This is a genomic window from Vibrio sp. V30_P3S12P165, assembly GCF_009904905.1.
Taxonomy (GTDB): Bacteria; Pseudomonadota; Gammaproteobacteria; order Enterobacterales; family Vibrionaceae; genus Vibrio; species Vibrio fujianensis.
In genome coordinates, this window is record NZ_WXWH01000060.1 from 1 (window position 1) to 25,868 (window position 25,868).

Annotated in this window: 21 protein-coding genes and 2 pseudogenes; 4 read left to right on the forward strand and 19 right to left on the reverse strand. The window is 44.4% G+C overall.

Annotated features, from left to right (window positions below):
• Positions 1-198: 198 nt before the first annotated feature.
• The 14 genes and pseudogenes from CAG57_RS12045 to pilM all read right to left on the reverse strand — a co-directional run bounded on the left by CAG57_RS12045 (position 199) and on the right by pilM (position 12,138).
• Complete coding sequence (locus CAG57_RS12045) at positions 199-777, reverse strand: aminodeoxychorismate/anthranilate synthase component II (protein ID WP_099610489.1); 579 nt, start codon at positions 775-777, stop codon at positions 199-201.
• A 69-nt stretch (positions 778-846) separates the two neighbouring features.
• Positions 847-1,869 (reverse strand): tryptophan--tRNA ligase, encoded by a 1,023-nt coding sequence (gene trpS / locus CAG57_RS12050; protein WP_099610490.1) that lies wholly within the window; start codon positions 1,867-1,869, stop codon positions 847-849.
• A gap of 130 nt (positions 1,870-1,999) precedes the next feature.
• Positions 2,000-2,680 (reverse strand): phosphoglycolate phosphatase, encoded by a 681-nt coding sequence (locus CAG57_RS12055; RefSeq protein WP_099610491.1) that lies wholly within the window; start codon positions 2,678-2,680, stop codon positions 2,000-2,002.
• Positions 2,681-2,708: 28 nt separating this feature from the next.
• Positions 2,709-3,380: a ribulose-phosphate 3-epimerase gene (gene rpe, locus CAG57_RS12060; RefSeq protein ID WP_161427858.1), complete on the reverse strand. Its 672-nt coding sequence runs from the start codon at positions 3,378-3,380 to the stop codon at positions 2,709-2,711.
• Between the two features lie 103 nt (positions 3,381-3,483).
• A complete protein-coding gene (locus CAG57_RS12065) occupies positions 3,484-4,317 on the reverse strand; it encodes a Dam family site-specific DNA-(adenine-N6)-methyltransferase (RefSeq protein ID WP_161427857.1) in 834 nt (277 codons plus the stop codon).
• Positions 4,318-4,387: 70 nt separating this feature from the next.
• Complete coding sequence (locus CAG57_RS16300) at positions 4,388-4,747, reverse strand: SPOR domain-containing protein (RefSeq protein ID WP_425445493.1); 360 nt, start codon at positions 4,745-4,747, stop codon at positions 4,388-4,390.
• Between the two features lie 75 nt (positions 4,748-4,822).
• Positions 4,823-5,869 (reverse strand): annotated as a pseudogene (locus tag CAG57_RS12070) (ATP-binding protein); the annotation flags it as partial.
• 32 nt (positions 5,870-5,901) lie between these two features.
• A complete protein-coding gene (gene aroB / locus CAG57_RS12075; protein WP_161427855.1) occupies positions 5,902-6,984 on the reverse strand; it encodes a 3-dehydroquinate synthase in 1,083 nt (360 codons plus the stop codon).
• Between the two features lie 27 nt (positions 6,985-7,011).
• On the reverse strand, positions 7,012-7,530 hold the full coding sequence (gene aroK, locus CAG57_RS12080) for a shikimate kinase AroK (protein WP_099610495.1): 519 nt from the start codon (positions 7,528-7,530) through the stop codon (positions 7,012-7,014).
• 186 nt (positions 7,531-7,716) lie between these two features.
• A pseudogene (locus CAG57_RS12085) lies at positions 7,717-9,339 on the reverse strand (type IV pilus secretin PilQ); the annotation flags it as partial.
• A 123-nt stretch (positions 9,340-9,462) separates the two neighbouring features.
• The gene (locus tag CAG57_RS12090; protein WP_161427853.1) at positions 9,463-9,984 is read right to left on the reverse strand and encodes a pilus assembly protein PilP; all 522 of its coding nucleotides are present in this window, start codon (positions 9,982-9,984) and stop codon (positions 9,463-9,465) included.
• A complete protein-coding gene (locus tag CAG57_RS12095) occupies positions 9,974-10,564 on the reverse strand; it encodes a type 4a pilus biogenesis protein PilO (protein ID WP_099610498.1) in 591 nt (196 codons plus the stop codon). Before CAG57_RS12095 ends, CAG57_RS12090 begins: the two co-directional genes overlap by 11 nt.
• The gene (locus CAG57_RS12100) at positions 10,557-11,150 is read right to left on the reverse strand and encodes a PilN domain-containing protein (RefSeq protein WP_161427852.1); all 594 of its coding nucleotides are present in this window, start codon (positions 11,148-11,150) and stop codon (positions 10,557-10,559) included. Before CAG57_RS12100 ends, CAG57_RS12095 begins: the two co-directional genes overlap by 8 nt.
• The gene (gene pilM, locus CAG57_RS12105) at positions 11,134-12,138 is read right to left on the reverse strand and encodes a type IV pilus assembly protein PilM (RefSeq protein WP_161427851.1); all 1,005 of its coding nucleotides are present in this window, start codon (positions 12,136-12,138) and stop codon (positions 11,134-11,136) included. Before pilM ends, CAG57_RS12100 begins: the two co-directional genes overlap by 17 nt.
• A gap of 138 nt (positions 12,139-12,276) precedes the next feature.
• Between pilM and CAG57_RS12110 the strand changes: the two genes are divergently transcribed.
• Positions 12,277-14,754 (forward strand): PBP1A family penicillin-binding protein, encoded by a 2,478-nt coding sequence (locus CAG57_RS12110; protein WP_161433665.1) that lies wholly within the window; start codon positions 12,277-12,279, stop codon positions 14,752-14,754.
• Positions 14,755-14,804: 50 nt separating this feature from the next.
• Here the strand turns inward: CAG57_RS12110 and oxyR are convergent, their stop codons facing one another.
• On the reverse strand, positions 14,805-15,695 hold the full coding sequence (gene oxyR / locus CAG57_RS12115; RefSeq protein ID WP_161427382.1) for a DNA-binding transcriptional regulator OxyR: 891 nt from the start codon (positions 15,693-15,695) through the stop codon (positions 14,805-14,807).
• A gap of 131 nt (positions 15,696-15,826) precedes the next feature.
• Here oxyR and CAG57_RS12120 point away from each other — a divergent pair, with 131 nt between their 5' ends.
• Entirely contained in the window at positions 15,827-16,081 is a 255-nt protein-coding gene (locus tag CAG57_RS12120; RefSeq protein WP_099610502.1) for a DUF3624 domain-containing protein, read from the forward strand.
• A gap of 129 nt (positions 16,082-16,210) precedes the next feature.
• Here CAG57_RS12120 and argH read toward each other — a convergent pair whose 3' ends face one another.
• The 4 genes from argH to argC all read right to left on the reverse strand — a co-directional run bounded on the left by argH (position 16,211) and on the right by argC (position 21,445).
• Positions 16,211-18,085, reverse strand: coding sequence for an argininosuccinate lyase (gene argH / locus CAG57_RS12125; RefSeq protein ID WP_161427383.1), 1,875 nt, complete (start codon positions 18,083-18,085; stop codon positions 16,211-16,213).
• A 228-nt stretch (positions 18,086-18,313) separates the two neighbouring features.
• Positions 18,314-19,537 carry an argininosuccinate synthase gene (locus CAG57_RS12130; RefSeq protein ID WP_099610504.1) on the reverse strand — a complete coding sequence of 408 codons (1,224 nt, stop codon included), beginning with the start codon at positions 19,535-19,537 and terminating at the stop codon, positions 18,314-18,316.
• Between the two features lie 104 nt (positions 19,538-19,641).
• Positions 19,642-20,430, reverse strand: a complete 789-nt coding sequence (argB, locus tag CAG57_RS12135; RefSeq protein ID WP_161427384.1) for an acetylglutamate kinase — start codon at positions 20,428-20,430, stop codon at positions 19,642-19,644.
• 10 nt (positions 20,431-20,440) lie between these two features.
• Positions 20,441-21,445, reverse strand: coding sequence for an N-acetyl-gamma-glutamyl-phosphate reductase (gene argC, locus CAG57_RS12140; RefSeq protein ID WP_161427385.1), 1,005 nt, complete (start codon positions 21,443-21,445; stop codon positions 20,441-20,443).
• 155 nt (positions 21,446-21,600) lie between these two features.
• On the opposite strand from argC, the gene argE reads away from it, so the two are divergent.
• Both argE and ppc read left to right on the forward strand, forming a co-directional pair.
• Positions 21,601-22,737: an acetylornithine deacetylase gene (gene argE, locus CAG57_RS12145; RefSeq protein WP_099610507.1), complete on the forward strand. Its 1,137-nt coding sequence runs from the start codon at positions 21,601-21,603 to the stop codon at positions 22,735-22,737.
• A 226-nt stretch (positions 22,738-22,963) separates the two neighbouring features.
• On the forward strand, positions 22,964-25,597 hold the full coding sequence (gene ppc, locus CAG57_RS12150; RefSeq protein WP_099610508.1) for a phosphoenolpyruvate carboxylase: 2,634 nt from the start codon (positions 22,964-22,966) through the stop codon (positions 25,595-25,597).
• The last annotated feature ends 271 nt before the right edge of the window (positions 25,598-25,868 follow it).

Below are 25,868 nucleotides of genomic sequence, written 5' to 3' on the forward strand. Positions count from 1 at the left end.
GTATGACCCAATGTGATTATTTATGCATTAAATCACAAATTTTATGAAGCTTTTTTTCTCTTTAACAAAAAACAGTTCCCAAAGGACAATAAATTCAGAGAATGGATAGAACAGCAGAAAATCTGGCGCATAAGTTGTCAAAACTTAAAATGGCTTATAAAAGAAGGATAAATGTAAAAAAAGTGATCAAACAGAGGATTAGCGACGTAAAAAATTGGCCAATAATTGGTGGCCTTGCTCGGTTTTTATCGATTCGGGATGAAACTGCACCGCATCAATTGGCCAAGTTTTATGGTGATACCCCATAATCTCATCCATTGCTCCATTCGCATGCTCAGTCCAAGCGGTCAATTCAAACTGATCGGATAAGGTGTCTGGTGCTACGACGAGAGAGTGATAACGAGTTACGGTCAGTGGATTATTTAATCCAGCAAACACACCGCTTCCCGTATGGCGAATTCGCGAGGTTTTACCGTGCATGACTTGTCGAGCGCGAACAATATCGGCCCCAAAGACTTGTGCAATCGCTTGATGACCGAGACAAACCCCCAAAATCGGTAATTTCCCAGCAAAATGTTCAATCGCGGCGAGAGAGATCCCAGCTTCATTCGGTGTACCAGGCCCGGGGGAAATCACTAAATGGCTAGGTGCTAAGGCCTCGATTTGCTGAATATTGATTGCATCGTTACGCACAACATCAACCTTTACCCCCAATTGGCAAAAGTACTGGTATAAGTTATAGGTGAATGAGTCGTAATTATCGATAATCAGTAACATAGATGGCGATGAGCAAACGAATGATGAGCAAAAAAGAAAACAGGCCAGTTACACTGACCTGCCAAACCATTAAACGCGAGCAACAAAGCCAACCGCATCAAATACCTTTTTCAAGGTTGTTAATGCTTGGGCTGACGCTTTCTCGGCCCCTTGACTCATCACACTGTTAAGATAACTGCGGTCATCACGAATTCGATGATATTCTGCCTGGACGGGTTCGAGCATCGCAACCAGTGCTTCTCCGACATCTTTCTTAAATGGGCCATACATTTCAACCCCAGCATACTGGGCTTCAATATCTGCAAAAGATTGACCCGTTGCCGCAGAGAATAAGCCCATTAAGTTAGAAATACCGGCCTTATTTTCCACATCGTAAGCGATACGTGGTGGTGTCTCGGTATCAGTTTGTGCTTTGTTGATCTTTTTAATGATAGATTTAGGATCTTCCAACAAAGTGATCACGTTTTTGCGATTATCATCCGACTTCGACATTTTCTTCGTCGCATCCTGTAAGCTCATCACTCGCGCATTCACTTTGGGTATATACGGCTCTGGAATAGTAAAAATTGGCGTTTCAGAATCTGGACAATATATATTATTGAATCGTGTTGCAATATCGCGGGCCAATTCCAAATGCTGTTTTTGATCGCTACCGACCGGCACCTGATGCGCGCCATACAATAAAATATCCGCAGCCATAAGTACCGGATAGTCAAATAGCCCAGCATTGACATCGTTAGCGTAACGCGCTGATTTATCTTTGAATTGAGTCATACGGCTCAATTCGCCCATTTGCGTGTAACAGTTAAGAATCCAACCCAATTGAGCATGTTCTGGTACATGAGACTGAACGAATAATGTGCTCTTTTGAGGATCAACACCAACCGCTAAGCAGATTGCCAATGCATCTAAGGTTGCTTCACGCAATGCTTTCGGATCTTGACGAACCGTGATCGCATGGAGATCAACCACACAATAGTGACAATCATAATCGTCTTGCATCTGTTGCCATTGACGTAGAGCACCCAAGTAATTACCGATACTTAGTTCACCAGACGGTTGAACACCACTCAATACGATGGGTTTGCTCATGAGTATGATTCCTTGTTACTGAATACGAAATAAGACAGAAAACTCTGTGAAAAACAGTGCCCGCCGATTGCGGGCACAAGATAGCAGTGTACTCATTGATGAGTATTTTACTAGTGGCAAGTGATAATTTTTAAGCGCAAACCATAACGACATCAATGAGCTGAGCAATATCATCTGCCACCACATCAGGTTCAGCAGCCGAGATAGGCTCACCGTGGTTGTAGCCATAAGTCAAACCAAACGATGCGCATCCGGCATTTTTCGCAGCTAGAATATCATTTTTAGAATCACCTACCATTAACATCTGTTGCGGAGCTAGTCGATATTTAGCTAATAACCACTCTAATGCCATCGGATTCGGTTTTTTCTCAGCAAATGTATCACCACCAATGATATCGCGGAAAAATTCACGGATTCCATGTTGGGTTAATACATCTGGGACAAATTTACTCGGTTTATTGGTTACTAACGCTAAGATAAACCCCGCTTGATGAAGTTCGGCTAAGGTTTGCTTTACATGTGGGTAAAGGTGACTCTGTTGATGGCCGGTTTTTGCGTAATAATCATCAAATAACTCGCGAGCTTGATGACAGATAGCCGGATCTAATGCTGAATCAACCTGTAAACCTTGGCTCAAACAGCGAGCAATGAGTATATCTGCACCATTACCGACATAATCACGCACTTGCTGTTCAGAAACGCTAGGAAACCCTAACGCTTGCACTGCTTGATCCGCAGCAATGGCTAAATCAGGTACGCTATCGAGTAAGGTGCCGTCGAGATCAAAGGCAATTAACTTTATTGGTTGCAAAACTTATTCCTAATGAGTGAATGAGGGATTACTTAACCTTGGCCAATTCCGCACGCATGGCATTAAGTACCGCTTGATAATCTGGCTGACCAAAAATAGCCGATCCGGCGACAAACATATCGGCACCAGCTTGGGCAATTTCAGCAATGTTATCTACCTTCACACCACCGTCAATTTCCAAACGAATAGAGCGACCACTTTGTTCAATTCGTTCCCGAACAGCACGCAATTTGTCTAACGTGTGCGGTATAAATGATTGACCACCAAACCCTGGGTTTACCGACATCAGTAGAATAAGGTCAACTTTATCCATAATATAGTCAAGATGACTGAGCGGAGTGGCTGGGTTTAATACCACTCCGGCTTGACAGTCGTGTTCTTTGATCAGCTGTAAAGTACGATCGACATGATCTGAGGCTTCAACATGAAAGGTAATCATTGATGCCCCCGCTTTGGCAAAATCAGGAATAATTCGGTCAACGGGTTTTACCATCAAATGAACGTCGATAGGCGCGGTAATTCCATAATCACGTAGTGCTTGACAGATTGGAGCACCAAAGGTGAGGTTCGGCACATAATGATTATCCATCACATCAAAGTGAATAACATCTGCCCCAGCTGCCAGAACTTTTTCAACATCGTCGCCTAGACGAGCAAAATCTGCCGAGAGAATGGATGGAGCAATAAGGAAATCTTTCATGGCTAACCTCTTTGGTGATGGAATGCACAGAACGGCGGTAACGCATTCTACCCTAAGGAAGCGATGAGATCCTAGGATCTGTTGCCGAAAAATAATTGATCAATCAGCAAACAAACCCTTTATTCGGGGTAAACAATGCGAGCAATTCGTCCACTTTATTGCGTCCAGCACCATTACGGCTAATGGTGCGTTTCACTTGAACGACATTCAGTTGGGCACCATGATAGAGGCGACGAGTTAAAATTGTGTCATGGTTAGAGATAAGCACAGGAATACCTCGTTCTTGCGCGGTTTTTTCTGCAATATCAGCCAATGCAGCTTGATCATCAAGTGAAAAACCATTCCCCGCATACGAGGTAAAATTTGCGGTCATAGACAAGGGGGCATAAGGGGGATCACAGTAAATAACACTCTCTTGCGTCGCTTGACTGAATGTTTGATGATAACCGGCACAAATAAAGGTTGCTCGCTGTGCTTTTTCAGCAAAAAACTCTAACTCAGCTTCAGGAAAGTACGGTTTTTTATACGAACCAAAAGGCACATTAAACCCTCCTTTTTTGTTATAACGGCATAAACCATTAAACCCAAAACGATTCATATAAAGGAAGGCCAATGAGCGGTACATGATGTCATCACAGCTGTTGAACTGTTTACGGACATCCAAATAAGCTTCTTTGCGATTATTCTCCGGTGTAAACCAACGTTTTGCTTCGCGGATGTAATGATCCGGTTCCGTTTTTAACAGGTTATATAAATTGATTAAGTCAGGATTAATATCCGCCAACAAATAATGCTCAAAATCACTATTGAGAAAAATTGACCCAGCCCCGACAAAGGGTTCAACCAACTCTCGGGCGGATGGCAAATGGCGTTGGATCTCTTCGACTAGGCCAAACTTACCCCCAGCCCATTTCAAAAAGGCACGCTGCTTTTTCATCTACCGCTCTAATCAATCACCGAAAAAAATAAGGAGCGGAATGTAACATATTTTCCGCCCAAACTCAGCGTTATTTCGCACGTTCAATCTCTCGGTGTACTTGACTGAGTGATTTAGCCCATGGACCTAACGTTTGAATAGCGGTAGGTAAGGTAGCAACGGCGTCACGCGCTAACTGAATGGTTGGATAATTCTGGTAAGTCACGATATACCAATCAACGTCATTGCGTAAGGTAGGATAAACATTCACCTGCCCCTCTAGCTGGTATTGATCGATAAACGCTTGAACTTCTTGTAATGAGTTAACTGCGGCCAATTGCAAAGTGTAGCTGCGAGGTGACATGTCAAGCAACACTTCTCTAGCAAACGAAAAACGAATCAACCCAGGTTGCTCGGGAGGCTCAGTTAAAGCAACGGGCTCCAGTGGCATATCGGCATTATCCGCCTGAATATTGACTGCAGGCTGTACCTCACTGGCACTTGTCTCAACGGGCTGCTGAGGCTTTCCTTCTAACAAGGCATCGACCACATCAGAGCTAATGACCACTCGTTGATGAGCAGAATCAGCAATCCCCACTGCTTCTGAACTTTCTTTCACATCCGGAGGTAGTGCTGCTGAATCATCATCCATACCAGTGAAATCGGGCTGGGATGAGGCCGCATTCTCGACAAGTTCTGGTTGGCTCAACTCGATGTCATTTGGGGGTAGTGTCGGAATCACCGTTTGCTCAATGTTTTTTTGGCTGTCAATGAATTTCTGACTTTTTTCATCCGCAGAGGGTTGCAACCACATCCACCAATACCCCCCACCAATCATGAGTAGCAGCAAAACAGTCACCAGAGCAATATTTATTGGTGAGGCAATAATAGAACGAATAATGATCCGTTTTTCATTTTTCTGTTCAGTTAAAGCCATAATCTCCCCCGGAAGCAGTTTTACTTTTTTATAGGCGGCGCGAACCTGACGTTCGAGTTCAGGCTCGATATAGCGCATGACTCGTTGTTCAAATAACCGATCAGCCTCATATTGACTCAGAGGTTCAATGTCTAATTCTATCGGCTTATGCTCTTGCCCGTAGGTTAAGCGTGTTAACAAGGCATCAAGACGGTTTGCCTGAGCAAATAGCACAACATTAATCGTCCAACGAGGATGACTTTGCGCTTCCAACACCCACATCCATAATTCGGAAAGTAAAGCATCCGATAATAGATGAGCATCATCAATCGCAATCACCATATCGCATTCATCTTCACCAATCAGATAGCAAAAGCTATCGAGCAACGCATCACTCGGATTGAAGAGAGGCTCAGAGACCAATTGATTCAAAATGGTGGTTCTACGTTGCTCATCGCTTTGACTAGGATGACAAAGCAATAAGGATTGGTTCTTGTCTTCAGCCCAATGCTCTAGATAGCGCTGCGCAAGCCAAGACTTCCCGGCACCCAGTCCACCATAAACGTTAACAAAATTAGAACCAAAACGAGTAAGAAGCTGCAAACGTTCAAGCAGCTCGGTCTGAGAATCTAACTCTAATTCATGTGCTAAACTCATCAACTATCCTAATGATCCCAATCAATTGATTATTAGTTACGACACGCTTCAATGGCTTGCTTTATCACCGCTTGAGGAACGCCTTTCACCACTTCTGCACGGCCAATGGCGGTTGGTAATACCAAGCGCAACTCTCCCGCCAATACTTTTTTATCTCGCATCATATGCTGAATAAAATTCTCAAACGTCATGCTCTCAGGGGTGTGTACTGGCAGATGTGCTCTTTCCAGTATGGCACGGATACGCGCTTGCTGCTGCTCAGTAATCAACCCTTGTAATTGTGCTGTCACGGTCGCCATCATGGTACCAGCAGCAACGGCTTCACCATGTAACCAACACCCATAGCCCAGCTCGGCTTCAATCGCATGACCAAAGGTATGGCCTAAATTAAGTAACGCGCGAATGCCTGATTCTTTTTCATCCAAAGCCACCACTTCCGCTTTAATTTGGCAGCAGCGAACAATGGCATAGGATAGTGCTTGCTCATCTAACGCATATAAGGCTTCCATATGCTCTTCTAACCAGACGAAGAAATCGTGATCATAAATAATGCCATATTTGATCACCTCAGCCATTCCAGCAGCAAATTCACGTGCTGGTAGCGTGCTTAAGCACTGAGTATCAATAATGACAGCTTTGGGTTGATAAAACGCGCCTATCATATTTTTACCCAAAGGGTGGTTTACCGCGGTTTTTCCACCAACAGAAGAGTCTACTTGAGCCAATAATGTGGTAGGTATTTGAATAAAGTCGATCCCTCGCTGATAACAGGCCGCAGCAAAACCGACCAAATCCCCTATCACGCCTCCACCCAACGCAATAACCGTTACATCACGGCTATAATTATGCTCCAGCAAATAACTCATGATGGTATTAAACGTTGCTAGACTTTTATACTGCTCACCATCAGGCAATTCTAACACTGCGGATAAACAGCCTCGCTGTTCAAGTAACGAAAGAATACGTTTTGCATATAACGGAGCAACCGTGTGGTTAGTGATCACCAACACGTGTTGTTTTGCAGAAAGAGGAAGAAGGGCCGGATTATTAAATAATCCGGCACCAATTGAGATGGGGTAGCTACGCTCACCTAAACTGACCGTAATCCGTTCCATGGTTTGCACTCCAAATAAAAGAACTGGTTAATGTTCTTCTAGCATTTTTACGATCTGGTTGGCTACCACTTTTGCACTTTGATCGTCGGTACGTACAGTAATATCCGCAATTTCTTCATACAGCGGATTACGTTCACCAGCCAGTGCTTCTAAAACTTCACGAGGGTTATCCGTTTGCAGCAACGGACGTTTTTTATCACGGTTAGTCCGCGCTAATTGTTTTTCGATCGTGGTTTCTAAGTAAACAACCACACCACGAGCAGAAAGGCGATTGCGATTTTCTTTGCTCATCACCGAACCGCCACCCGTGGCGAGAACAATACCTTGTTCTTCAGTGAGATCATTGATCACCGCTTCTTCACGTTTACGGAAGCCTTCTTCACCTTCAACATCAAATACCCAAGCGATATCTGCGCCGGTGCGCTCTTCAATGACAGTATCAGAATCAACAAACTCCATATGCAGTTGTTGAGCTAAGTGTCTACCAATTGTACTTTTGCCAGCACCCATTGGGCCGACAAGAAAAATATTGCGTTTCTCAGCCATGTTTAGCAGTAATTTACAACGTTAATTCAATGACATCGCCACAAAGTTCGCCATACTAATGTTAGCGATGGGAATGCTTGTGGCACCGATTCCTCACAGATAATTCGTGATAAGACCCGAAATTATCTAGATAAGGTGCCACTAATGCAACTTTAATTTCACTTTAGCGAGAACAATGACGCTAAGTCATTGAATTACCACCTTGGGTGTCACGAAAATGAGTAACTCACTTTTGCCCAATTGCTGATAACTACGACGAAATAGCGCACCAAGAAACGGTAAGTCTCCCAATAATGGCACTTTATCTATGGTATTAGTCAGACTATGTTGAAAAATACCACCAAGCACAACCGTTTCTCCATTATTGACTAAAACTTGCGTGCCAATCCGTTGGGTATTGATCGCCACGGCCTCCCCCGTTCCAGTTTTAACCACATCACCAGGACGGTCTTGTGTGACACTTAAATCCAGCACCAACCGGTTATCCGGAGTAATTTGCGGTGTAACTTTTAAACTGAGCACCGCTTTTTTAAACGCCACTGTCGTTGCGCCACTGGAAGATGATTCTAAATAGGGTATTTCTGTCCCTTGTTCAATGTAAGCTGGTTTTTTATTGGTAGTGATCAAGCGTGGGCTAGAAATGATCTCCGCTTTCGATTCACGTTGCATCGCCGATAGTTCGAGATCCAGCAAAGTACCAGAGCCAAGTTTAGCAACCTGAAAAGCAATGCTTGAGGCGTTAGCAGCCGTGGCTCCCAAATTCACGTTCAAGAAATTATTGATCCCTTCGGTACCATCTTCCGGTTCATATAAACCTATCGTGTTCATATTTCCTTCAATTGATCCGCCCACCGTATGGCTACCGTTTTTCGATGACATCCCCCATCGGATCCCTAATTCGTCCAAATTACCCTCATTCACCGTAACAATTCGGGCTTCAATCTGAACCTGTTTGACCGGGATATCGAGCGATGCAATGATTTGATGAATCACTTTAATATTTTCCGGCAACTCACGGATCAACAGTGCGTTGGTTCGCTCATCGATACTAATCGAACCGCGCTCAGAGAGCATATTTACCGCGCCACTTCCACCTATCATTTCCGCGATATCGGAGGCTTTGGCAAAATGCACTTTAATAATATCGGACTGTAAATCACCTAATTCTTCCGCCAACCGCGCTTTTTCTAATTGCTGCTTCTCTCTTAAATCTAACTCTTCTTTCGGTGCCACAAGAATAACACTGCCATCAACTCGCTTATCGAGCCCTTTAACTTGTAAAATAATATCCAGCACTTGCTGCCAAGGCACACCATCTAAGCGAAGGGTTAAGTTTCCTGTGACCGAATCGGAAACCACCAAATTGAATTGGTTATAATCCGCAATCAACTGTAAAACATTTCGTACTGGAATGTCTTGAAAGTTAATGGAAATCAGCTTGCCTTGCTTTTCCATCAAGCTTGGAGGTGGTGTTGGTTCTGCTTGTTTGAGTTCAGTAATAACAACCTCTAAGTATTTTCCTCGTAAGGCATAATCATACTTAAACGGCCCTTGAATAGTCACTTGCAGTAAAGTACTCGGCTCTTGACGAAAGACCTCAACACTCTCAACAGCGGTCGCAAAGTCTTTCACATCTAGTAGGTAGAGTTGATCATCTGCGACATCGGTTTTAAGCAGTTCAATCGCTAACCCTGGCTCTGTTTTTTGTACATCCACCACAGTAGAGGGAGAAGCCAGCTCAACCACTAAAACGGCCGCTTTATCTTTATTTAAACGAAAATCAATATTTTTTAACTGATTTGCTTGTGATAATTCGCTAGCCACAACACTGGTTGCTAACAGCATCCATATCCCAATACACAGATAACGCATATTACGTACCATGGTTGAATTTAATCCTTTAATCATAGTTAGGTCTCTACACTGAAAAACTTACTTTAAAGCCAATTTGACATTGCGCTGATTCCAACACCCTAGGCCATCTGGCAAGGTTTCTTTTATCAGCAAATAATTATCGGCAACCCGAGTAATTCGGCCATTATTTAAACCGATATACTGCCCAGCTTTTACATTGACGACGGTACCATTCGGCGTCTGAATGAGAGCGGAAATATGACCGCCACTACTGATCACACCTCTTAAACGCAACTGATTAAGAGGATAACGTTCTAAAGCGCCACTCTTATTGCGAGCGGCAGGTTGCCAACAATCAGACTTGGTTACCGACTGATTTTGTACTAGCGCTTCTTGTGGCAAGACAAATGGCTCTCGCTTACCGTGTTGCCCATAATGAAAAGCTTGAAAATGAACGGCGGGCGCAAGCTGAGTGACTTGTTTTTGCGTCTCTAGCTCAACCATACGTAAATAATCATCGAGGGAGTCATCATTCGCCTGACATCCAACCAATAACCAAGCACATACCCCACCTAGAAGAAAATAGAACCTATTTTTCATCGCTCACCTCCGCTTTAAACTGGTAAGTGTATGCGCGAACCCTGAAGTGTAATGTGCTACTTTCTTGGCTGACTCTTTGCCAATCAACATCTTCAAAGCTAATTATTCTCGGTAGTTTGGCAATGGCTTCCGAAAAATCGCCGATGTTATGATAATTTCCGGTCAATTCAATATTGAGTGGAAGCCGATAGAGGAATTCTTGATTGAGTTTTTCCCCCCAATCAATTCGAGTGAAGGTGAGCGAATTTTGCAGACCTAACTCATTCACCGACGCCAACATACTGGCTAACTCTTGTTGAACGGGTAATTGACGTAATAAATAATCGTAACGCTCGCTCAATTCATTGAGTTGTGCCTGTAATTGGGGTAAGGCAGCGACTTTACTGGCCTTGATTCGAACAGTCGATTTTAGTGTTTGCTCTTGCTGCTTTAATCCCTCTAACGTTTCTTGTTTCGGTAAGAGATAAAACCAATATCCCACCGCTTGAATGACGATGATCAGTAATGCGATAACCACCAACTGAGCCGTTCTAGGCCATTCCATTAACTCGTCAAAATCGAGGTCACGCGCCTTAGTCATGAGTTCCTACCTCCTTGACCGGTTTTAAAGCCACTTGCTCGGAAGCATGGAATAAGAAAGAGACTTTGAAGCTCTGAAACTGTTTACCAAAACGACGGTTGCCCGATACAATCGAATGCATGCCCACTTCCGATAACTGTGGCGATTTTTCCAAATTATCTAACATGGTGGCTAAACGAGCCGTACTATCGCTGATGCCGCTCATTTCCACTTCTTGCCCATTCATTTTGATTTTATCGACATAGACACCTTCTGGAATTAAATCAGGCATCAGGTGCATAAACTCAGTACTTTTATTGCGCTTTTGCTGTAACGCCTCTACCACGTTTAAGCGCGTTAGTAAGGCCTTATGTTCTTGCTCGGTTACCTTTAATGCATTGAGGCGCTGATCTAATTGCCGGATATGTTGATTCAGAAAATCGAGCCGCCCCTGTTGTTGCTGATTTTGTTGTTCAAAATAGCTACCGGCCAGCCATTGTGCTCCCAATGCGAGCAGTACACCCAGAATCAATAAATGGATAAAATGCTGACGATAGTTTTCTCGCTGCGTTTCTCGCCACGGCAACAAATTAATGGTATGCAGCATGTTCACCCTCCAGCCATTCAATGCCTCGTAACGCTAATCCCGCCGCGGTACTAAACTTTTGTTGTTCATCAAGTGCTCGCCTACGCTTACTCAATTTATGGCTAAATACCGAGAGCGGCATAAAAATCTCACAGGGTAGATTCAACCGCTCAGTAATGGCATCCGTTAACCCAGAGATTGTCGCACCCCCTCCAGACAGCCATATGCCGGCCAGACTTTGCGGGCCATGCACTGAAGTTAAGAGCTGAATTTGACGAGCCAACCGATCGATAAACTCTTGAGTAAAGGTATCAATTCCGCTTATGCCTTGCTCATGTTGCCGAGTTTGATCAAACCAACGCGTTCCTAATGGAATATCCTTACAAAATGGAGCCTTATCGCTAAAGTCGAGGCATAAAGAACTTTGGCTATAGCCGATATCCAATAGCATCCAGTTTGTTCTTTGCTGGGTCTTACTCACTTGCTGCCAAATACGAACAAGACTATGCATCTGCACGTCTAGCAAGACAGGCTCAAGGCCAGCTTTTTCTGTCGCGGCAACCCGACTGTCAACCACTTCACGACGCGTAGCATAAACTTGATAGGTCGCACTGCTGCTTCTTGTTAGTGCTTTTTCCGTCACTTTGACAAAATCTAAACTGAGTTCTTCAATCGGCAATGGCGATTGATGAGAAAATGTCTGATAAATAGCAAACTCCTGCTCTACCGGATCCAGATCACTCTCGATCTGCAAAATCTTGCTGATCACCGCATTATCAGGGACTGCGATCGAAACCTTACGGCTAAACAGGGGTAAGCTCTTTTTTAGTTCTTTGAGTTTCTTTACAATTTTCTGATAATCGAGTGTGTAGTTATCGGCGAAAATATCGTCCGTTACGACGATTTCCTTATAACTAACCAGCGAATATGTTTCGCCGCTTAGTTTTAACACCACAGCTTTAATACTGTGATGTCCGATATCCACACCTGTAACTAATGATTGACTCATGCGATTAACTCCAGTAACAACACCAGCATCGAGCGATAATTTAAAAAAATACTCGCTCATTATTTTTAAGTGTTGAGGTTTTAGTCTAGAGTACAGGGGTTTGCATCAAGACAGCCTCTACTAAACAGGGATTCTCCGGTGAAGTTCATAAAGCGTTTACTTATATTTTCATTGATTTGCATTATTCTTGGAGCCACTACAATTTTTGGCTTCTACTTTTATGTGAAATCTGATTTGCCCGATGTGGCGACACTCAGAGACGTCAAACTGCAAACCCCCATGCAGGTCTTTAGCCAAGATGGTCAATTGATGGCGCAATTTGGTGAGAAACGACGTATTCCGCTGAAACTAGACGAGATGCCAAACGAATTACTTGAGGCGATTATTGCAACCGAAGACTCTCGCTTTTACGAACACTATGGATTTGACCCCATTGGAATTACTCGTGCCGCTTTTGCTGTTGCCGCCTCTGGCAGTGCCTCACAAGGTGCCAGTACCATTACTCAGCAATTGGCGCGAAACTTCTTTTTATCTAATGAAAAGAAGATTATGAGAAAAATCAAAGAGATATTTATCGCCATCCACATAGAACAGCTCTTAACAAAAGATGAAATTCTAGAACTTTACCTTAACAAAATTTATCTCGGTTACCGTTCTTATGGGGTAGGCGCAGCCGCTCAAACCTATTTTGGTAAAGAGGCAAAAGATTTGACTTTAGGTGAAATCGCGATGATTGCCGGATTACCCAAAGCCCCCTCAACCATGAATCCGATCTATTCAGTAGAACGAGCAACCCAACGTCGCAATGTGGTACTACTGCGTATGTTGTCTGAAAAGTACATCAGCGAACAAGAATATGAACAAGCACGCAACGAAGTGCTTGACGGCAAGTTTCATGGTGCAGAAATCGAACTGCACGCACCTTATGTCGCCGAAATTGCCCGCGCTTGGATGGTTGAACGTTATGGTGAAGAAGAAGCCTATACTTCAGGAATGAATATCTACACCACTATCGATTCCACACAACAACAAGCCGCGAATCAAGCGGCGATCAATAACTTACTTGCCTACGATGAACGCCATGGTTACCGTGGAGCCGAGAAAGTACTGTGGAAAACCGGACAAACCGCTTGGGAAGAAAATAAACTCAATACCCATCTTCGTAATCAACCAATATATGGCGATCTTTTCCCCGCGGTAGTCCTACAGGTTGCAGAGCAATCGGCACAGGTGTGGGTAAGAAATCATCAGTTAAACACCATCGCTTGGGAAGATATGAATTGGGCCAGACGCTTTATTACTGACAATAAGCAAGGGCCATTACCCAATAAAGCGAGTGAAATTTTAAGTGAAGGCGAACAAATTTGGGTCCGACGGATGACCGATCCTGAAACGCAAGAGATACATTGGAAACTAAGCCAAGTCCCGAATGCTAATACCGCCTTTGTGGCGATGAATCCAGACAATGGGGCAATTTTAGCGCTAGTAGGTGGGTTTAACTTTGTACACAGCAATTTCAACCGAGCCACACAATCTATTCGACAAGTTGGCTCTAGCATTAAACCATTTATTTACTCCGCTGCCCTTAATAAAGGTCTGACCTTAGCCACTCTTATTAACGATGCTCCGATTAACCAATGGGATGAAAGCCAAGGAACCGCATGGCGACCTAAAAACTCCCCTCCAACCTATGTCGGCCCAACTCGCCTACGAGTTGGCTTAGCACAATCGAAAAACGTCATGGCTGTTCGGGTACTACGTGAAGTCGGTTTAGATGAAACTCGCCAATACCTAACTCGCTTTGGTTTTGAATTAAGCCAAGTTCCTCGCTCTGAAACGATTGCACTCGGTGCGGGGAGTTTAACCCCAGTGAAAATGGCTCAGGGTTACTCAGTTTTTGCCAATGGTGGTTACTATGTTGAGCCATTCTATATCAGTAAAGTCGAAGACGCCTATGGACAACTTGAGTTTACTGCGACCCCAAAAATCGTTTGTCATCATGACTGCCAAACCGCTGATCACGGATTTGATGAACAAGATCTAGACTCACATTATGCCCCCCAAGTCATCTCCGAACAAAATGCCTTTTTAGTTCGCGAAATGCTTTATAGCAATATATGGGGAGGTGGCAACTGGCGAGAAGGGACGGGTTGGAATGGAACAGGCTGGCGTGCTCAGGTTTTAAAGCGGCGCGATATTGGTGGAAAAACCGGCACCACGAATGATTCGAAAGATGCTTGGTATAATGGTTTTGGGCCTGGAATCGTGGCAACGGCCTGGGTTGGTTTTGATGATCACACCCGGAATCTAGGGCGAAGTGTTCCAAATCCGAATACTGAAGATGATATCTCTGGTGCAGAGGCTGGCGCTAAAACAGCTCAGCCCGCTTGGATTGATTTTATGCGTTCTGCGTTAGAAAACATTGCGGTAGAAAAGCCGTCCATCCCCGACAACATCGTGCGTGTCCGAATTGATCGTGAAACTGGGCTACTCACCAACAAACTTGATGGAAGCTCGATGTTTGAATACTTTATTCAAGGTACCGAACCGACTGAATATGTAGTAGAAGAGGCACAAAGCCTCTACTCCACTGACAGTGAAAGCGAACTGTTTTAAGTAAACAAATAGCCATCCTCATAGGGATGGCTATTGAGCAACCCAGCGGATTATCGCCCATTGAGACAGTTTTTCATCGCTTGGGCTAACTGTTCAAAACGTTGTCGTAAAGGAGAGCCGGGACGATAGACTAATACTATCCGGCGTGAAGGCTCTGGATTGACCGCTTTGATGTAGCAAACGCCATCTTTCACCTTCTCTTCAGGCAATGAAAGCTGAGGCAGTAACGTAATACCAGAGCCCGCAGCAACCATATTACGTAAAGTTTCTAAGCTCGTAGCTTTGAATCGTTCATCATCCTTTGCGCCAGCAGCAAAACAGAATCCCAATGCTTGATCTCGCAAACAATGCCCATCCCCTAGAGCCAATACCGTTTTCCCATTGAGTTCCAACATGTCAATTTCATTCCGATTGGCCCACTCATGATCACATGGCACAGCAATACTCATTGGTTCACAAAAAATATCAATCGCTTTAAAAGGCTCGGTCTCTTCTACTGCTGCAAGCACTAAGCAGTCCAACTTTCCTTCTTCTAATTGTTGCACTAATTGATGGGTCTGTGCTTCATATAAATACAACTCTAGTTCAGGGAAGTTTTCTTTCAGGCCCGGAATGATCCGAGGTAGAAGATATGGGCCTAAGGTTGGAATAAAACCGATATGCATAGGGCCATTCATAGCACCACCTTGCTCACTGGCCATATCTTTAAACGTTTTAATTTCCATTAAAATGCGTTTCGCTTGCTCAACCAGCTGTAATCCCGAGTCGGTAAACAAAACGCGCCGACTGCTTCGTTCAAGCAATACCGCACCTAATTCATCTTCCAACTTACGAATTTGGCCGCTGAGGGTCGGCTGACTGACAAAACAGGCTTCTGCCGCTTTACGAAAATGCTTATGTTCCGCAAGAGCGACTAAGTATTCAAAGTCTCGAATATTCATTTTCTTTCCAGATAGGGGTTACCTATTAAAACCATAACATCTTACGATTATGACTATCAAAGTTTTTCTTTTCTTCCCATTCTTCTCGTATACTGTCGACAGATATTTTTACTGCAAATATGACACAAACGATGACTTGTAATGATTGTCGAGAGCACTGGTTTTGGAAAAAAATAGGCCGTTGTCAGCGCTGCATGGATCAACTCACTTTATTCTCCGTAGCTTGCTGGGTAATTTGGTTTTGGTTATTTAGAGATGAGCCGCGTAGCATTGGGTCAATTAGCCTTCTCTTTGCCGGTTTCGCATTTAACGGTTTACTCTTCCTACACTTGTGGATGAAGTTTGTGGTATTGCCTTGGCGTAAACGACAAACAAAAAAGCCCTAAAACGAAAGGAGTTTTAGGGCTCTCTTAGATCATTCTAAGAAAAAGCAGTGGTACAGTTATAGACTCAGCTTTTTCTTAATGGTTCCCAAAAAAATCGATCTTTATTGATCTTTTTTATCTATACGTCTTTTATACCCACGTTGTTTTTATTAGTCGCTGTTCAACTAAGTTCACTTCTAATGCCACTTCATCGCAGGCATGCTGACGTGGACACTGGCCACAATCTTTGAGGACTTTCTCCGGCAACAAGGTTTTTGAGGTAGGAATGAAATCCAACTTCATAAAAAATTCTGGGGTACGCGTGAGCACAAAAACTTTTTTGATTGCCATTTGCCGAGCTTTTCTTACTAAGTATTCAACAATGGCAGAACCCTGCCCTTGGCCTTGCCAGCCCGCCTCCACACCTAACGAGCGAATTTCCGCTAATCCAGAGTCATACACATATAATGAAGCACATCCGGTGATCTCACCGTTATGTTCAGCAACGACAAAAGAACCAATATCTCGAACAATTTCATTGCGTGAACGCGGAAGATTTTCGCCCATATTGGCCCAATAAGCGACCATGCCTTCTAAGGTTTCAATATCGGTCAAACGAGCTGAGCGTACCTTAACTGAGGTCGCATCTCGTTTTGCTAGCCGTTTTTCTGCCGCCCCTACAGCGTAAGCGACTTGATGAGGTGCGACCCCACCTAAAGCACTGCGCTTTTCTAAACAAGAGTCGATAGTTAAAATTGCGTATACATCCTCTTCAATAACCGCAGAGAACGCTTTTAACTCTTCCAGAGATAGTTCTTCTAATGCACAGCCTTTGACTATCGCGCCTACAACTGCGACACCGACGATATGATGAGCTTCACGGAATGGGATACCTTTGGCAACTAAATAATCGGCTAACTCTGTCGCGTTCGCGTACCCTTGTTTGGCCGCTTCTAAGGTGCGCTCGCCATTAACTTTGATGCCATCAAAACACAAGGCTGCCATTTCCATACAGTCATTCCAAGTATCCAACGCATCAAATAGGCCTTCTTTGTCCTCTTGCATGTCCTTGTTATAAGCAAGAGGCAATGCTTTTACGGTCATCATCATACCAGCCAACGCGCCATAGACTCGGCCTGTTTTTCCTCTAATCAACTCTAATGCATCTGGGTTTTTCTTTTGCGGCATTAAAGATGAGCCTGATGTCACAGTATCTGCCAATTCAATAAAACCAGATTCGCCGGAATTATAGAAAATCATGTCTTCTGCTAAGCGAGAAAGGTGCAACATAGAAATAGAAGCAATCGACATCAGTTCCATCACATGATCACGATCTGACACTGAATCGAGTGAATTTCGCGTTGCGCGACGAAAACCTAAGTTATAAGCTAATTTATTACGATCAATAGCATAAGCCGTACCTGCCAATGCGCCTGAGCCGAGCGGGCAAGTATCTAAACGCTCAATCGCATCGTTGAGCCGTGAATAATCCCGTTCAAACATTTCAACATAAGCGAGACACCAGTGAGCAAAGGTCACCGGCTGAGCACGCTGTAAATGAGTATAGCCAGGCAATACGGTACCTTGATGTTGCCGGGCAACCATCACCATCTGACTCTGTAACCGATCAAGCGTCAACAACAACTGCTGCCCTTGTTGACGGCACCAAAGTTTTAAATCGGTTGCGACTTGATCATTACGCGAACGCCCGGTATGTAACTTTTTACCTAAATCGCCAACTTTGTTAATTAACTGCTGCTCAACCCACGAGTGAATATCTTCTGCATCAGATTGTAAAATTTGCTGAGGATCTTCCATCACAGCTAATTTTAACTCATTCAATGCCAGCTCTAATTTTTGTTGTTCTTGTTCGGTCAACACGTTAACCGATAACAGAGCTTTAGACCAAGCAATGGAACCAACAATATCTTGTTCAGCCAATCGATAGTCAAAGCGCAATGAATCATTAAACTGTTTGAATCTTGTATCTGCCGCTTGGGTAAACCTTCCGCCCCACAATGCCATTGCGTTTCTCCTAATGCTCACTATTGACTTGCTACACCACTGCATTATCTAGCCTGAATCAGGCAAGGATTGCTTCTTGCAAAGTTACGGTAAGTGGAGCAAAAAATAAAGTAAAAATTCACTTTTAAAACATATTTATTCAAATAAATTTGAATTTATTTACAAAAACAAAACCCGCATGCAAAGCAATACGGGTCATAATTATCACATGATGCGGCTGATTGATTGTTAATACGCTTTTTTGTTTCCTGCATTGAGCGCTTTAATACGGCTGGATAACGAGTAAAGGCGAATAAACCCAGCGGCATGACTTTGGTCATAAACATCATCAGCACCAAAAGTCGCAAATTCTTCCGAATATAAGCTATTTTCTGAACGTTTTTGCGTTGCTATCGCTTGCCCCTTATAAAGTTTAATGACCACCTCACCATTGACATCTTGTGCTAGCGTTTCCGCTGCGGCAAAAACGGACTGACGTAGCGGCGTAAACCAGCGACCATCATAAACCAGATGTGACGCTTTAATTCCGAGTTCCTCGCGGAATTCAAACGAGGCTTTATCTAACACTAATTGTTCAACGGCACGAAGCGCTTCCATCATAATGGTGCCTCCCGGAGTTTCATAACACCCGCGAGACTTCATTCCGACTAAGCGGTTTTCGACGATATCAATACGCCCAACCCCGTGTTTCGCTCCTTTTTCATTCAAACAGACTAAAGCTTGATAGGGAGAAAGTGGCTGGCCATCCACGGCGACCACTTCACCTTTTGCGACTTTTAGTGTGACATATTCAGCCTCATTGGGTGCTTGCTCAGGATCCACCGTCCATACCCAGCAATCGTCATTCGGTGCATTCCATGTACTTTCTAATACTCCCCCTTCGGTCGAGATGTGCCAAGCATTGGCGTCACGTGAATAAATTTTAGTCAAAGAAGCCGCACAAGGAATATTACGCTCGGCAAGATAATCAAGACACGCTTCACGGCTAACAAGGTCCCATTCCCGCCATGGCGCAATCACATGGAGATCAGGGGCAAGCGCTGCAAACGCGCCTTCAAAACGAACTTGGTCATTACCCTTACCGGTACAACCATGTGCCAGAGCATCAGCCCCCACTTTACGTGCAACGTCTACTTGTGCTTTGGCAATCACAGGGCGAGCCATCGAAGTACCCAACAGGTATTTACCTTCGTAATAAGCGCCCGTTTTCAAAGTCGGATAAATATACTCTTTGACCAACTCGTCTTTTAGATCCACCACATAACATTCTGAGGCACCAGAGGCGATGGCTTTTTCTTCAATACCAACTAATTCTTCCGCGCCTTGCCCAACATCCGCGACAAAAGCAACCACATCACAGTGATAGTTTTCTTTCAGCCATGGAATGATCACTGAAGTATCTAAACCGCCAGAATAGGCAACAACGACTTTTTTGACTTGTACTTTACTCATTTTATCTCTCCAAATCCTGGCGCTGCGCTTGGCGGTTAGTGCTCAGGGTGACGTCCATTAATTGATAATCTCTTTCTTTACTCAATTCTTTTCTTAGCCAAAAGCTAACAGGGCAAGAAACGCGTTCCAATACTTTGCCCAGCAAACAATTTGCTCAGCTTGTCAGGATATCGCCAACTCGCGACTTCAATCGGGCGACCAAGATCGTTGGCCGCACTCAATGCCGCTTTCACTTTAACGATCATGCCATCGGTAATCACTTGCTGGGTAATCAGCGCACTCGCTTGTGGCTCATCGAGGCTAGTAAGCAGATGTCCTTTTCCATCCAGCACACCACTGACATCGGAGAGCAACACTAATTCCGCATCCAATGCTCCAGCGACGGCAACGGCCGCTTGGTCAGCATTGACATTCATCATCTCACCGTCATTAGTTAAGCCAATCGAGCTGATGATTGGCAGGCCACCAAGGTTAAACAGCGCTTGAAGTAGCGCTGGATTACCCGGCGTGGCCAGACCTACCGCCCCCAATTCAGGGTCTAGCTGCTCTATATGACATAACCCGCCATCCGCTAAACACAAACCAATGGCATTAAGCCCATTTTTGATCGCCTGCCCTTGCAACATCTTATTCGCCGTTCCAGCCAGCGCGCCGGCAATAAAAGAAATCTGCTCATGGGGTGTTACGCGTAGGCCATCTTTTTTTATGGTCGTTAACTGTAGCTTTGCCATCAGCTCATCCACTAGATAGCCTCCCCCATGGACGATAACAATCGGCCGCTGGGCTTGCTCCTGGTACTGAGCGATAGCGCCAAATAACTTACTCAATGTTTCACTGCAAGAAAGCGCAGCGCCGCCTAACTTAACCACCAATGGACTTTGCTGATTCGTCATGTTTATTCCCTCACACTAGAGCAGTGAACTGATCAAAACCATAATGAATATTTAAACACTGCATGGCTTGGCTCGACGCACCTTTCAACAGGTTATCGATCGCAGCAACCACCACAATGTGCTCTCCACTAACCTTCCAGCCGACGTCACAAAACGGTGTGAACTCGACATCCTGAATACGAGGCAGGGTTGTCTTATGTAATCGAACTGCAGGTTTATCCTGATAAGCATGGATAAAGGCTTCTGCCACCTGCTGCTCGCTGATACCTTGAGCCAACTTCATGGTAATCGTGGCCAAAATTCCTCGTTTGAAATTACCTAAATGAGGGGTAAATATCACCTCACAGCCTAGGTGAACGGCAATTTCCGGCTGGTGTCGATGAGTAAAAACACCGTAAGGTTGTAAACTGACTTCACAAAAACTATTCGTCATGGTTGCTTTGCGCCCAGCACCGGAGACACCACTCACCGCATTAATCACCGGCCACTGAGACGGATCAACCATTCCTGCAACCAATAAAGGTTTAATCGCCAGTTGGCAGGCCGTCGGATAACATCCAGCAACTGCCACTAGCTGACTTTCCGTAATAGCAGCAGCATGCCATTCAGCTAAGCCATAAGCCGCTTTTGCTAGCCATGTAGGATGCTGATGTTTAAAGCCATAAAATTGTGTATAGAACCCCTCATCTTGAACACGATAAGCACCTGACAAATCAAACACCTGACAGCCTTGCTCTAAAAACAATGGTGCAAGATCATGGCTCACCTCATGAGCAGTCGCTAAAAAAACGACATCACACGATTTCGCCACAGCTGCAACATCCACGAGAGGCTGTACTGGCATGTCAAGTAAGCCCGCTAATTTGCCATGTAACTGACTGATCGGTTTTCCTGCATCAACACTATTGGCGGAAACATATAAACCTGATAGCGTGAGCTTTGGATGTTTTTTTACCATCAGTGCGAGTTCAGCTCCGGTATAACCACTGGCACCGATAATTGTCGTTTTTAGCATCTCAACACGTCCAACATTAGAATAAAAACACCATCAGCAAATGATTATTAATTTAAACAAACATAGCTTTAAATGGTTTTTTATTCATAAAAAGTGATTTAATATGTGTTTTACATTCTTAGCGTTATTCTGTCAATAGTAGGAGCAAAGATAATATGTCATTACCCAGTTTCCTTGAGGTCTATGAAGGTCTCATTTCAACCTCATCGATCAGCTCCACCGATCCTCAGTGGGATCAAAGTAACGAGTTAGTTATCGCTAAATTGGCGGATTGGTTGTCGGCGCTCGGATTTCAGGTTGAAATCAATGAAGTTGCTCCTGGTAAATACAACTTACTGGGAAAAAAAGGGCAAGGTGAGGGAGGGTTACTACTGTCTGGCCATAGCGATACTGTTCCTTTTGACGAAGGGCGTTGGAACTTCAACCCTCACGCTCTGACAGAAGCGAATAATCGTTTTTACGGCTTAGGAACGGCTGACATGAAAGGTTTTTTTGCTTTTATTTTTGAAGCCGTCAAAACACTCGATTGGAGCCAACAACAAAAGCCATTGTATGTGTTAGCAACCTGTGATGAAGAAACGACAATGCTGGGTGCGCGCCATTTTACCCAACACACGCCTTGCCATCCCGATTACTGTATTATTGGTGAACCTACCGGTTTAATCCCGGTTTATGGTCATAAAGGCCATGTTGCTAATGCGATTCGAGTTACCGGTCAATCGGGCCATTCCTCCAATCCCGCACTGGGCGTTAACGCGATAGAGATCATGTATGAGGTGATGTTTGCATTAATGCAACTGCGCGATAAGTTAATTAAAACGTATCATCACCCAGGCTTTGAAATTCCCCACCCAACGCTAAACCTCGGCCATATTCATGGTGGCGATAGCCCTAATCGGATTTGTGGCTGTTGTGAACTCCACTACGACGTGCGACCGCTACCTGGCATCAGTTTAGATGGATTAGACAACCTACTGCGCGGCGCACTCAAAGAGGTGCAAGAAAAATGGCCGGGACGAATTGCTATTGAGCCGCTGCATGATGCCATTCCCGGTTATGAATGTCCGCATGACCATCCATTTATTCATGCCGTCAGTGAACTTTGTCAGCAACCCGCTCAAACCGTGAATTACTGTACCGAAGCCCCATTTTTACAGCAGGTCTGTCCCACCTTGGTATTAGGCCCGGGTTCGATCGATCAAGCGCATCAGCCAGATGAGTTCTTAGCGTTTGAATTTATCGAACCCACCATCCACATTCTTCGTCAAGCGATGCGCAAGTACTGCTTTTAATGGCTAAAATTGATATTGCAGCGGCGTGTCCAGTCGTCACAAAGCTGCAATACGTAAGAAAATTTCAACAAATTTCGATATTTTATTACATATTGTTCAATGTTCATTCCTTACTGATAAATGAAATCTTAGTCTACTTTGTTTGACTCTACTGGACAAACTTAGCTAGATTGTGTAATAAAACACAAGAACATTGGATGTAATTTTTTTACAAGGCAGGATGACAATGAACGAAAAGTACGCCGCTCTGAAAAGTAATGTGAGCATGTTAGGTCGACTACTGGGCCAAACCATCCGAGATGCCGATGGTGAGGTTATTTTGCAGAAAGTAGAGACCATCCGACAACTTTCCAAATCGGCTCGTGCAGGTAATCAAGCTGACCGTGAACAGCTGATTGAAGAAATTAAGAATCTCAATAACGATCAATTAACCCCCGTTGCTCGTGCATTCAATCAATTTCTCAATCTGACCAATATTGCCGATCAATACCATACCATTTCTCGTCATGGAGATGAGCACTCAAATGAGCCTGATCCACTGCAAAGCTTATTCACAAAGTTAGCCACTCATAACATTAGTCAATCAGAGAGCGCACAAGCGATTCGCGATCTGAATATTGAACTGGTTCTTACCGCCCATCCGACCGAAATTACTCGTCGAACCATGATCAACAATTTGGTTAAGATCAACGAATGTCTCTCCGAATTAGAATTAACCGACCTTTCCACGAAAGAACGCCATAAAACTGAGCGTCGCTTAGAACAACTTATCGCTCAAGGTTGGCATTCAGATGTCATTCGTAAGCAACGCCCAACTCCGCTTGATGAAGCGAAATGGGGGTTTGCTGTGGTTGAGAACTCGTTATGGCAAGCGGTACCCGAGTTTTTGCGTGAGTTAGATGAAAGCGTAAAAGGCTACCTTGGTGAAGGGCTTCCTATTGATGCGCGACCTGTGCACTTCACATCTTGGATGGGAGGCGACCGGGATGGCAATCCATATGTGACCCATACCATTACTCGTGAAGTGTTACTACTGTCTCGTTGGAAAGCCGCTGATTTATATCTTGCGGACATTAATGAGTTGATCAGTGAACTTTCCATGGTCAAATGTAATGATGCATTGCGAGCATTGGCAGGGAAAGATGTTCACGAGCCTTATCGTGCCGTTCTCAAAGAGGTACGTACACTACTGCAAGAAACGTTGACGATTTTAGACAGTAAAATCCATGGTCAAAAACTTGCGGTCAAGGCACCACTACAAAACATTAGCCAACTTTGGGATCCCCTTTACACTTGTTACCGTTCATTACATGAATGTGGCATGGGGGTCATTGCCGATGGCTCATTGCTTGACACTTTGCGCCGAGTGAAAGCATTTGGAATTCATCTAGTGCGTCTTGATATTCGTCAGGAAAGTACCCGCCACTCTGATGTGCTCTCTGAATTAACCCGTTATCTGGGCATTGGCGATTATGACCAATGGAGTGAACAAGATAAAGTCGCCTTCTTAGTTAATGAACTCAGCTCTAAGCGCCCACTGTTGCCTCTTGATTGGCAACCATCAGAGCCTGTAAAAGAAGTATTAGACACCTGTAAAATTATCGCGGCTCAATCGCGCGATGCCTTTGGTGCTTATGTCATCTCGATGGCAAGAACCGCCTCCGATGTGTTAGCCGTTCATTTATTATTGCAAGAATCTGGCTGCCCTTATCGTATGGACGTCTGCCCTTTATTTGAAACATTAGACGATTTAAATAACGCAGAAAGCGTCATTAAGCAATTAATGGGCATCGACCTTTACCGTGGTTTTATTCAAAACCATCAGATGGTGATGATTGGCTATTCTGACTCGGCAAAAGATGCGGGAGTGATGTCTGCTGGCTGGGCGCAATACAGCGCCATGGAAGCATTAGTGAAAGTCGCAGAAGATGAAGGGGTTGAGCTGACCCTCTTCCATGGTCGCGGAGGTAGCATTGGTCGCGGTGGAGCCCCAGCTCATGCGGCTCTGCTCTCTCAGCCACCCAAAAGCTTACACGGCGGGCTGCGAGTAACCGAGCAAGGTGAGATGATTCGCTTTAAACTTGGTTTGCCTGAAGTGGCAATTAATAGCCTTAATCTCTATGCCAGTGCGGTGTTAGAGGCAAACCTACTGCCGCCACCCGAGCCAAAACAAGAATGGCGAGATCTCATGGACGTGCTATCTGAAGTCTCTTGTGAAGCCTACCGAGCCGTAGTCCGCGAAGAACCAGACTTTGTCCCATACTTCCGCCAAGCCACACCAGAACAAGAGCTTGGCAAACTACCGCTTGGCTCTCGCCCCGCCAAACGCAATCCGAAAGGGGGGGTAGAAAGTTTACGTGCTATTCCGTGGATCTTCTCATGGAGTCAAAATCGATTAGTCTTGCCGGCTTGGCTTGGTGCTGGAGAAGCCATTCAGTACTCCATTGATAAAGGACACCAAGCATTACTCGAAGAAATGTGCCGTGAATGGCCCTTCTTCTCAACCCGGTTAGGTATGCTGGAGATGGTTTACACCAAGTGTAATATTGATATTTCTCGCTACTACGATGAACGTTTAGTGGATCTCTCTTTACGTCCATTGGGTGAACGCTTACGTGCTCAGCTACAAAAAGATATTCAAGCTGTCTTAAACGTCGAAAATAATGAAAACCTAATGCAAAGTGATCCTTGGGGACATGAATCGATCCGATTACGCAATATTTATATTGAGCCACTCAATATGCTACAAGCCGAGTTACTCTATCGAACTCGTCAATCGGAAACCTCTGGCCCTGAATTGGAAGAAGCTTTGATGGTCACCATCGCAGGGATTGCAGCAGGGATGCGCAACACAGGCTAGCAAAGCCAGCATAAAAAACTAAAAAATTAAAAATGGCCACCTTGTTGTGGCCATTTATTTTAACTTACTTACCTTACTGAGAATAATATCAGCTTTTTAAGTTAAATAATTTTTTTATTCCACTTTATGCTTATTATTTAGATATACTACTGCGCTATTGCGATATTCTTTTAAATACTCCAAATCGCAGTCAGATATGCAAAGACATATTAATTCTAGGTGATAACGGCTTTAAAGGTGACATAACCCCAGTACTGATGTCTGGGAAAAG

Excerpts from the sequence above, each read along its gene's own strand:
- trpS (WP_099610490.1), bottom strand. The coding sequence starts at position 1,869 with ATGAGCAAACCCATCGTATTGAGTGGTGTTCAACCGTCTGGTGAACTA.
- aroK (WP_099610495.1), bottom strand. The coding sequence starts at position 7,530 with ATGGCTGAGAAACGCAATATTTTTCTTGTCGGCCCAATGGGTGCTGGC.
- argE (WP_099610507.1), top strand. The coding sequence starts at position 21,601 with ATGTCATTACCCAGTTTCCTTGAGGTCTATGAAGGTCTCATTTCAACC.
- CAG57_RS12090 (WP_161427853.1), bottom strand. The coding sequence starts at position 9,984 with ATGAAAAATAGGTTCTATTTTCTTCTAGGTGGGGTATGTGCTTGGTTA.
- CAG57_RS12100 (WP_161427852.1), bottom strand. The coding sequence starts at position 11,150 with ATGCTGCATACCATTAATTTGTTGCCGTGGCGAGAAACGCAGCGAGAA.
- ppc (WP_099610508.1), top strand. The coding sequence starts at position 22,964 with ATGAACGAAAAGTACGCCGCTCTGAAAAGTAATGTGAGCATGTTAGGT.
- CAG57_RS12120 (WP_099610502.1), top strand. The coding sequence starts at position 15,827 with ATGACTTGTAATGATTGTCGAGAGCACTGGTTTTGGAAAAAAATAGGC.
- CAG57_RS12095 (WP_099610498.1), bottom strand. The coding sequence starts at position 10,564 with ATGACTAAGGCGCGTGACCTCGATTTTGACGAGTTAATGGAATGGCCT.
- rpe (WP_161427858.1), bottom strand. The coding sequence starts at position 3,380 with ATGAAAGATTTCCTTATTGCTCCATCCATTCTCTCGGCAGATTTTGCT.
- CAG57_RS12065 (WP_161427857.1), bottom strand. The coding sequence starts at position 4,317 with ATGAAAAAGCAGCGTGCCTTTTTGAAATGGGCTGGGGGTAAGTTTGGC.
- argB (WP_161427384.1), bottom strand. The coding sequence starts at position 20,430 with ATGACGAATCAGCAAAGTCCATTGGTGGTTAAGTTAGGCGGCGCTGCG.
- aroB (WP_161427855.1), bottom strand. The coding sequence starts at position 6,984 with ATGGAACGGATTACGGTCAGTTTAGGTGAGCGTAGCTACCCCATCTCA.
- CAG57_RS16300 (WP_425445493.1), bottom strand. The coding sequence starts at position 4,747 with ATGCCACTGGAGCCCGTTGCTTTAACTGAGCCTCCCGAGCAACCTGGG.
- argC (WP_161427385.1), bottom strand. The coding sequence starts at position 21,445 with ATGCTAAAAACGACAATTATCGGTGCCAGTGGTTATACCGGAGCTGAA.
- pilM (WP_161427851.1), bottom strand. The coding sequence starts at position 12,138 with ATGAGTCAATCATTAGTTACAGGTGTGGATATCGGACATCACAGTATT.
- CAG57_RS12130 (WP_099610504.1), bottom strand. The coding sequence starts at position 19,537 with ATGAGTAAAGTACAAGTCAAAAAAGTCGTTGTTGCCTATTCTGGCGGT.
- CAG57_RS12045 (WP_099610489.1), bottom strand. The coding sequence starts at position 777 with ATGTTACTGATTATCGATAATTACGACTCATTCACCTATAACTTATAC.
- oxyR (WP_161427382.1), bottom strand. The coding sequence starts at position 15,695 with ATGAATATTCGAGACTTTGAATACTTAGTCGCTCTTGCGGAACATAAG.
- argH (WP_161427383.1), bottom strand. The coding sequence starts at position 18,085 with ATGGCATTGTGGGGCGGAAGGTTTACCCAAGCGGCAGATACAAGATTC.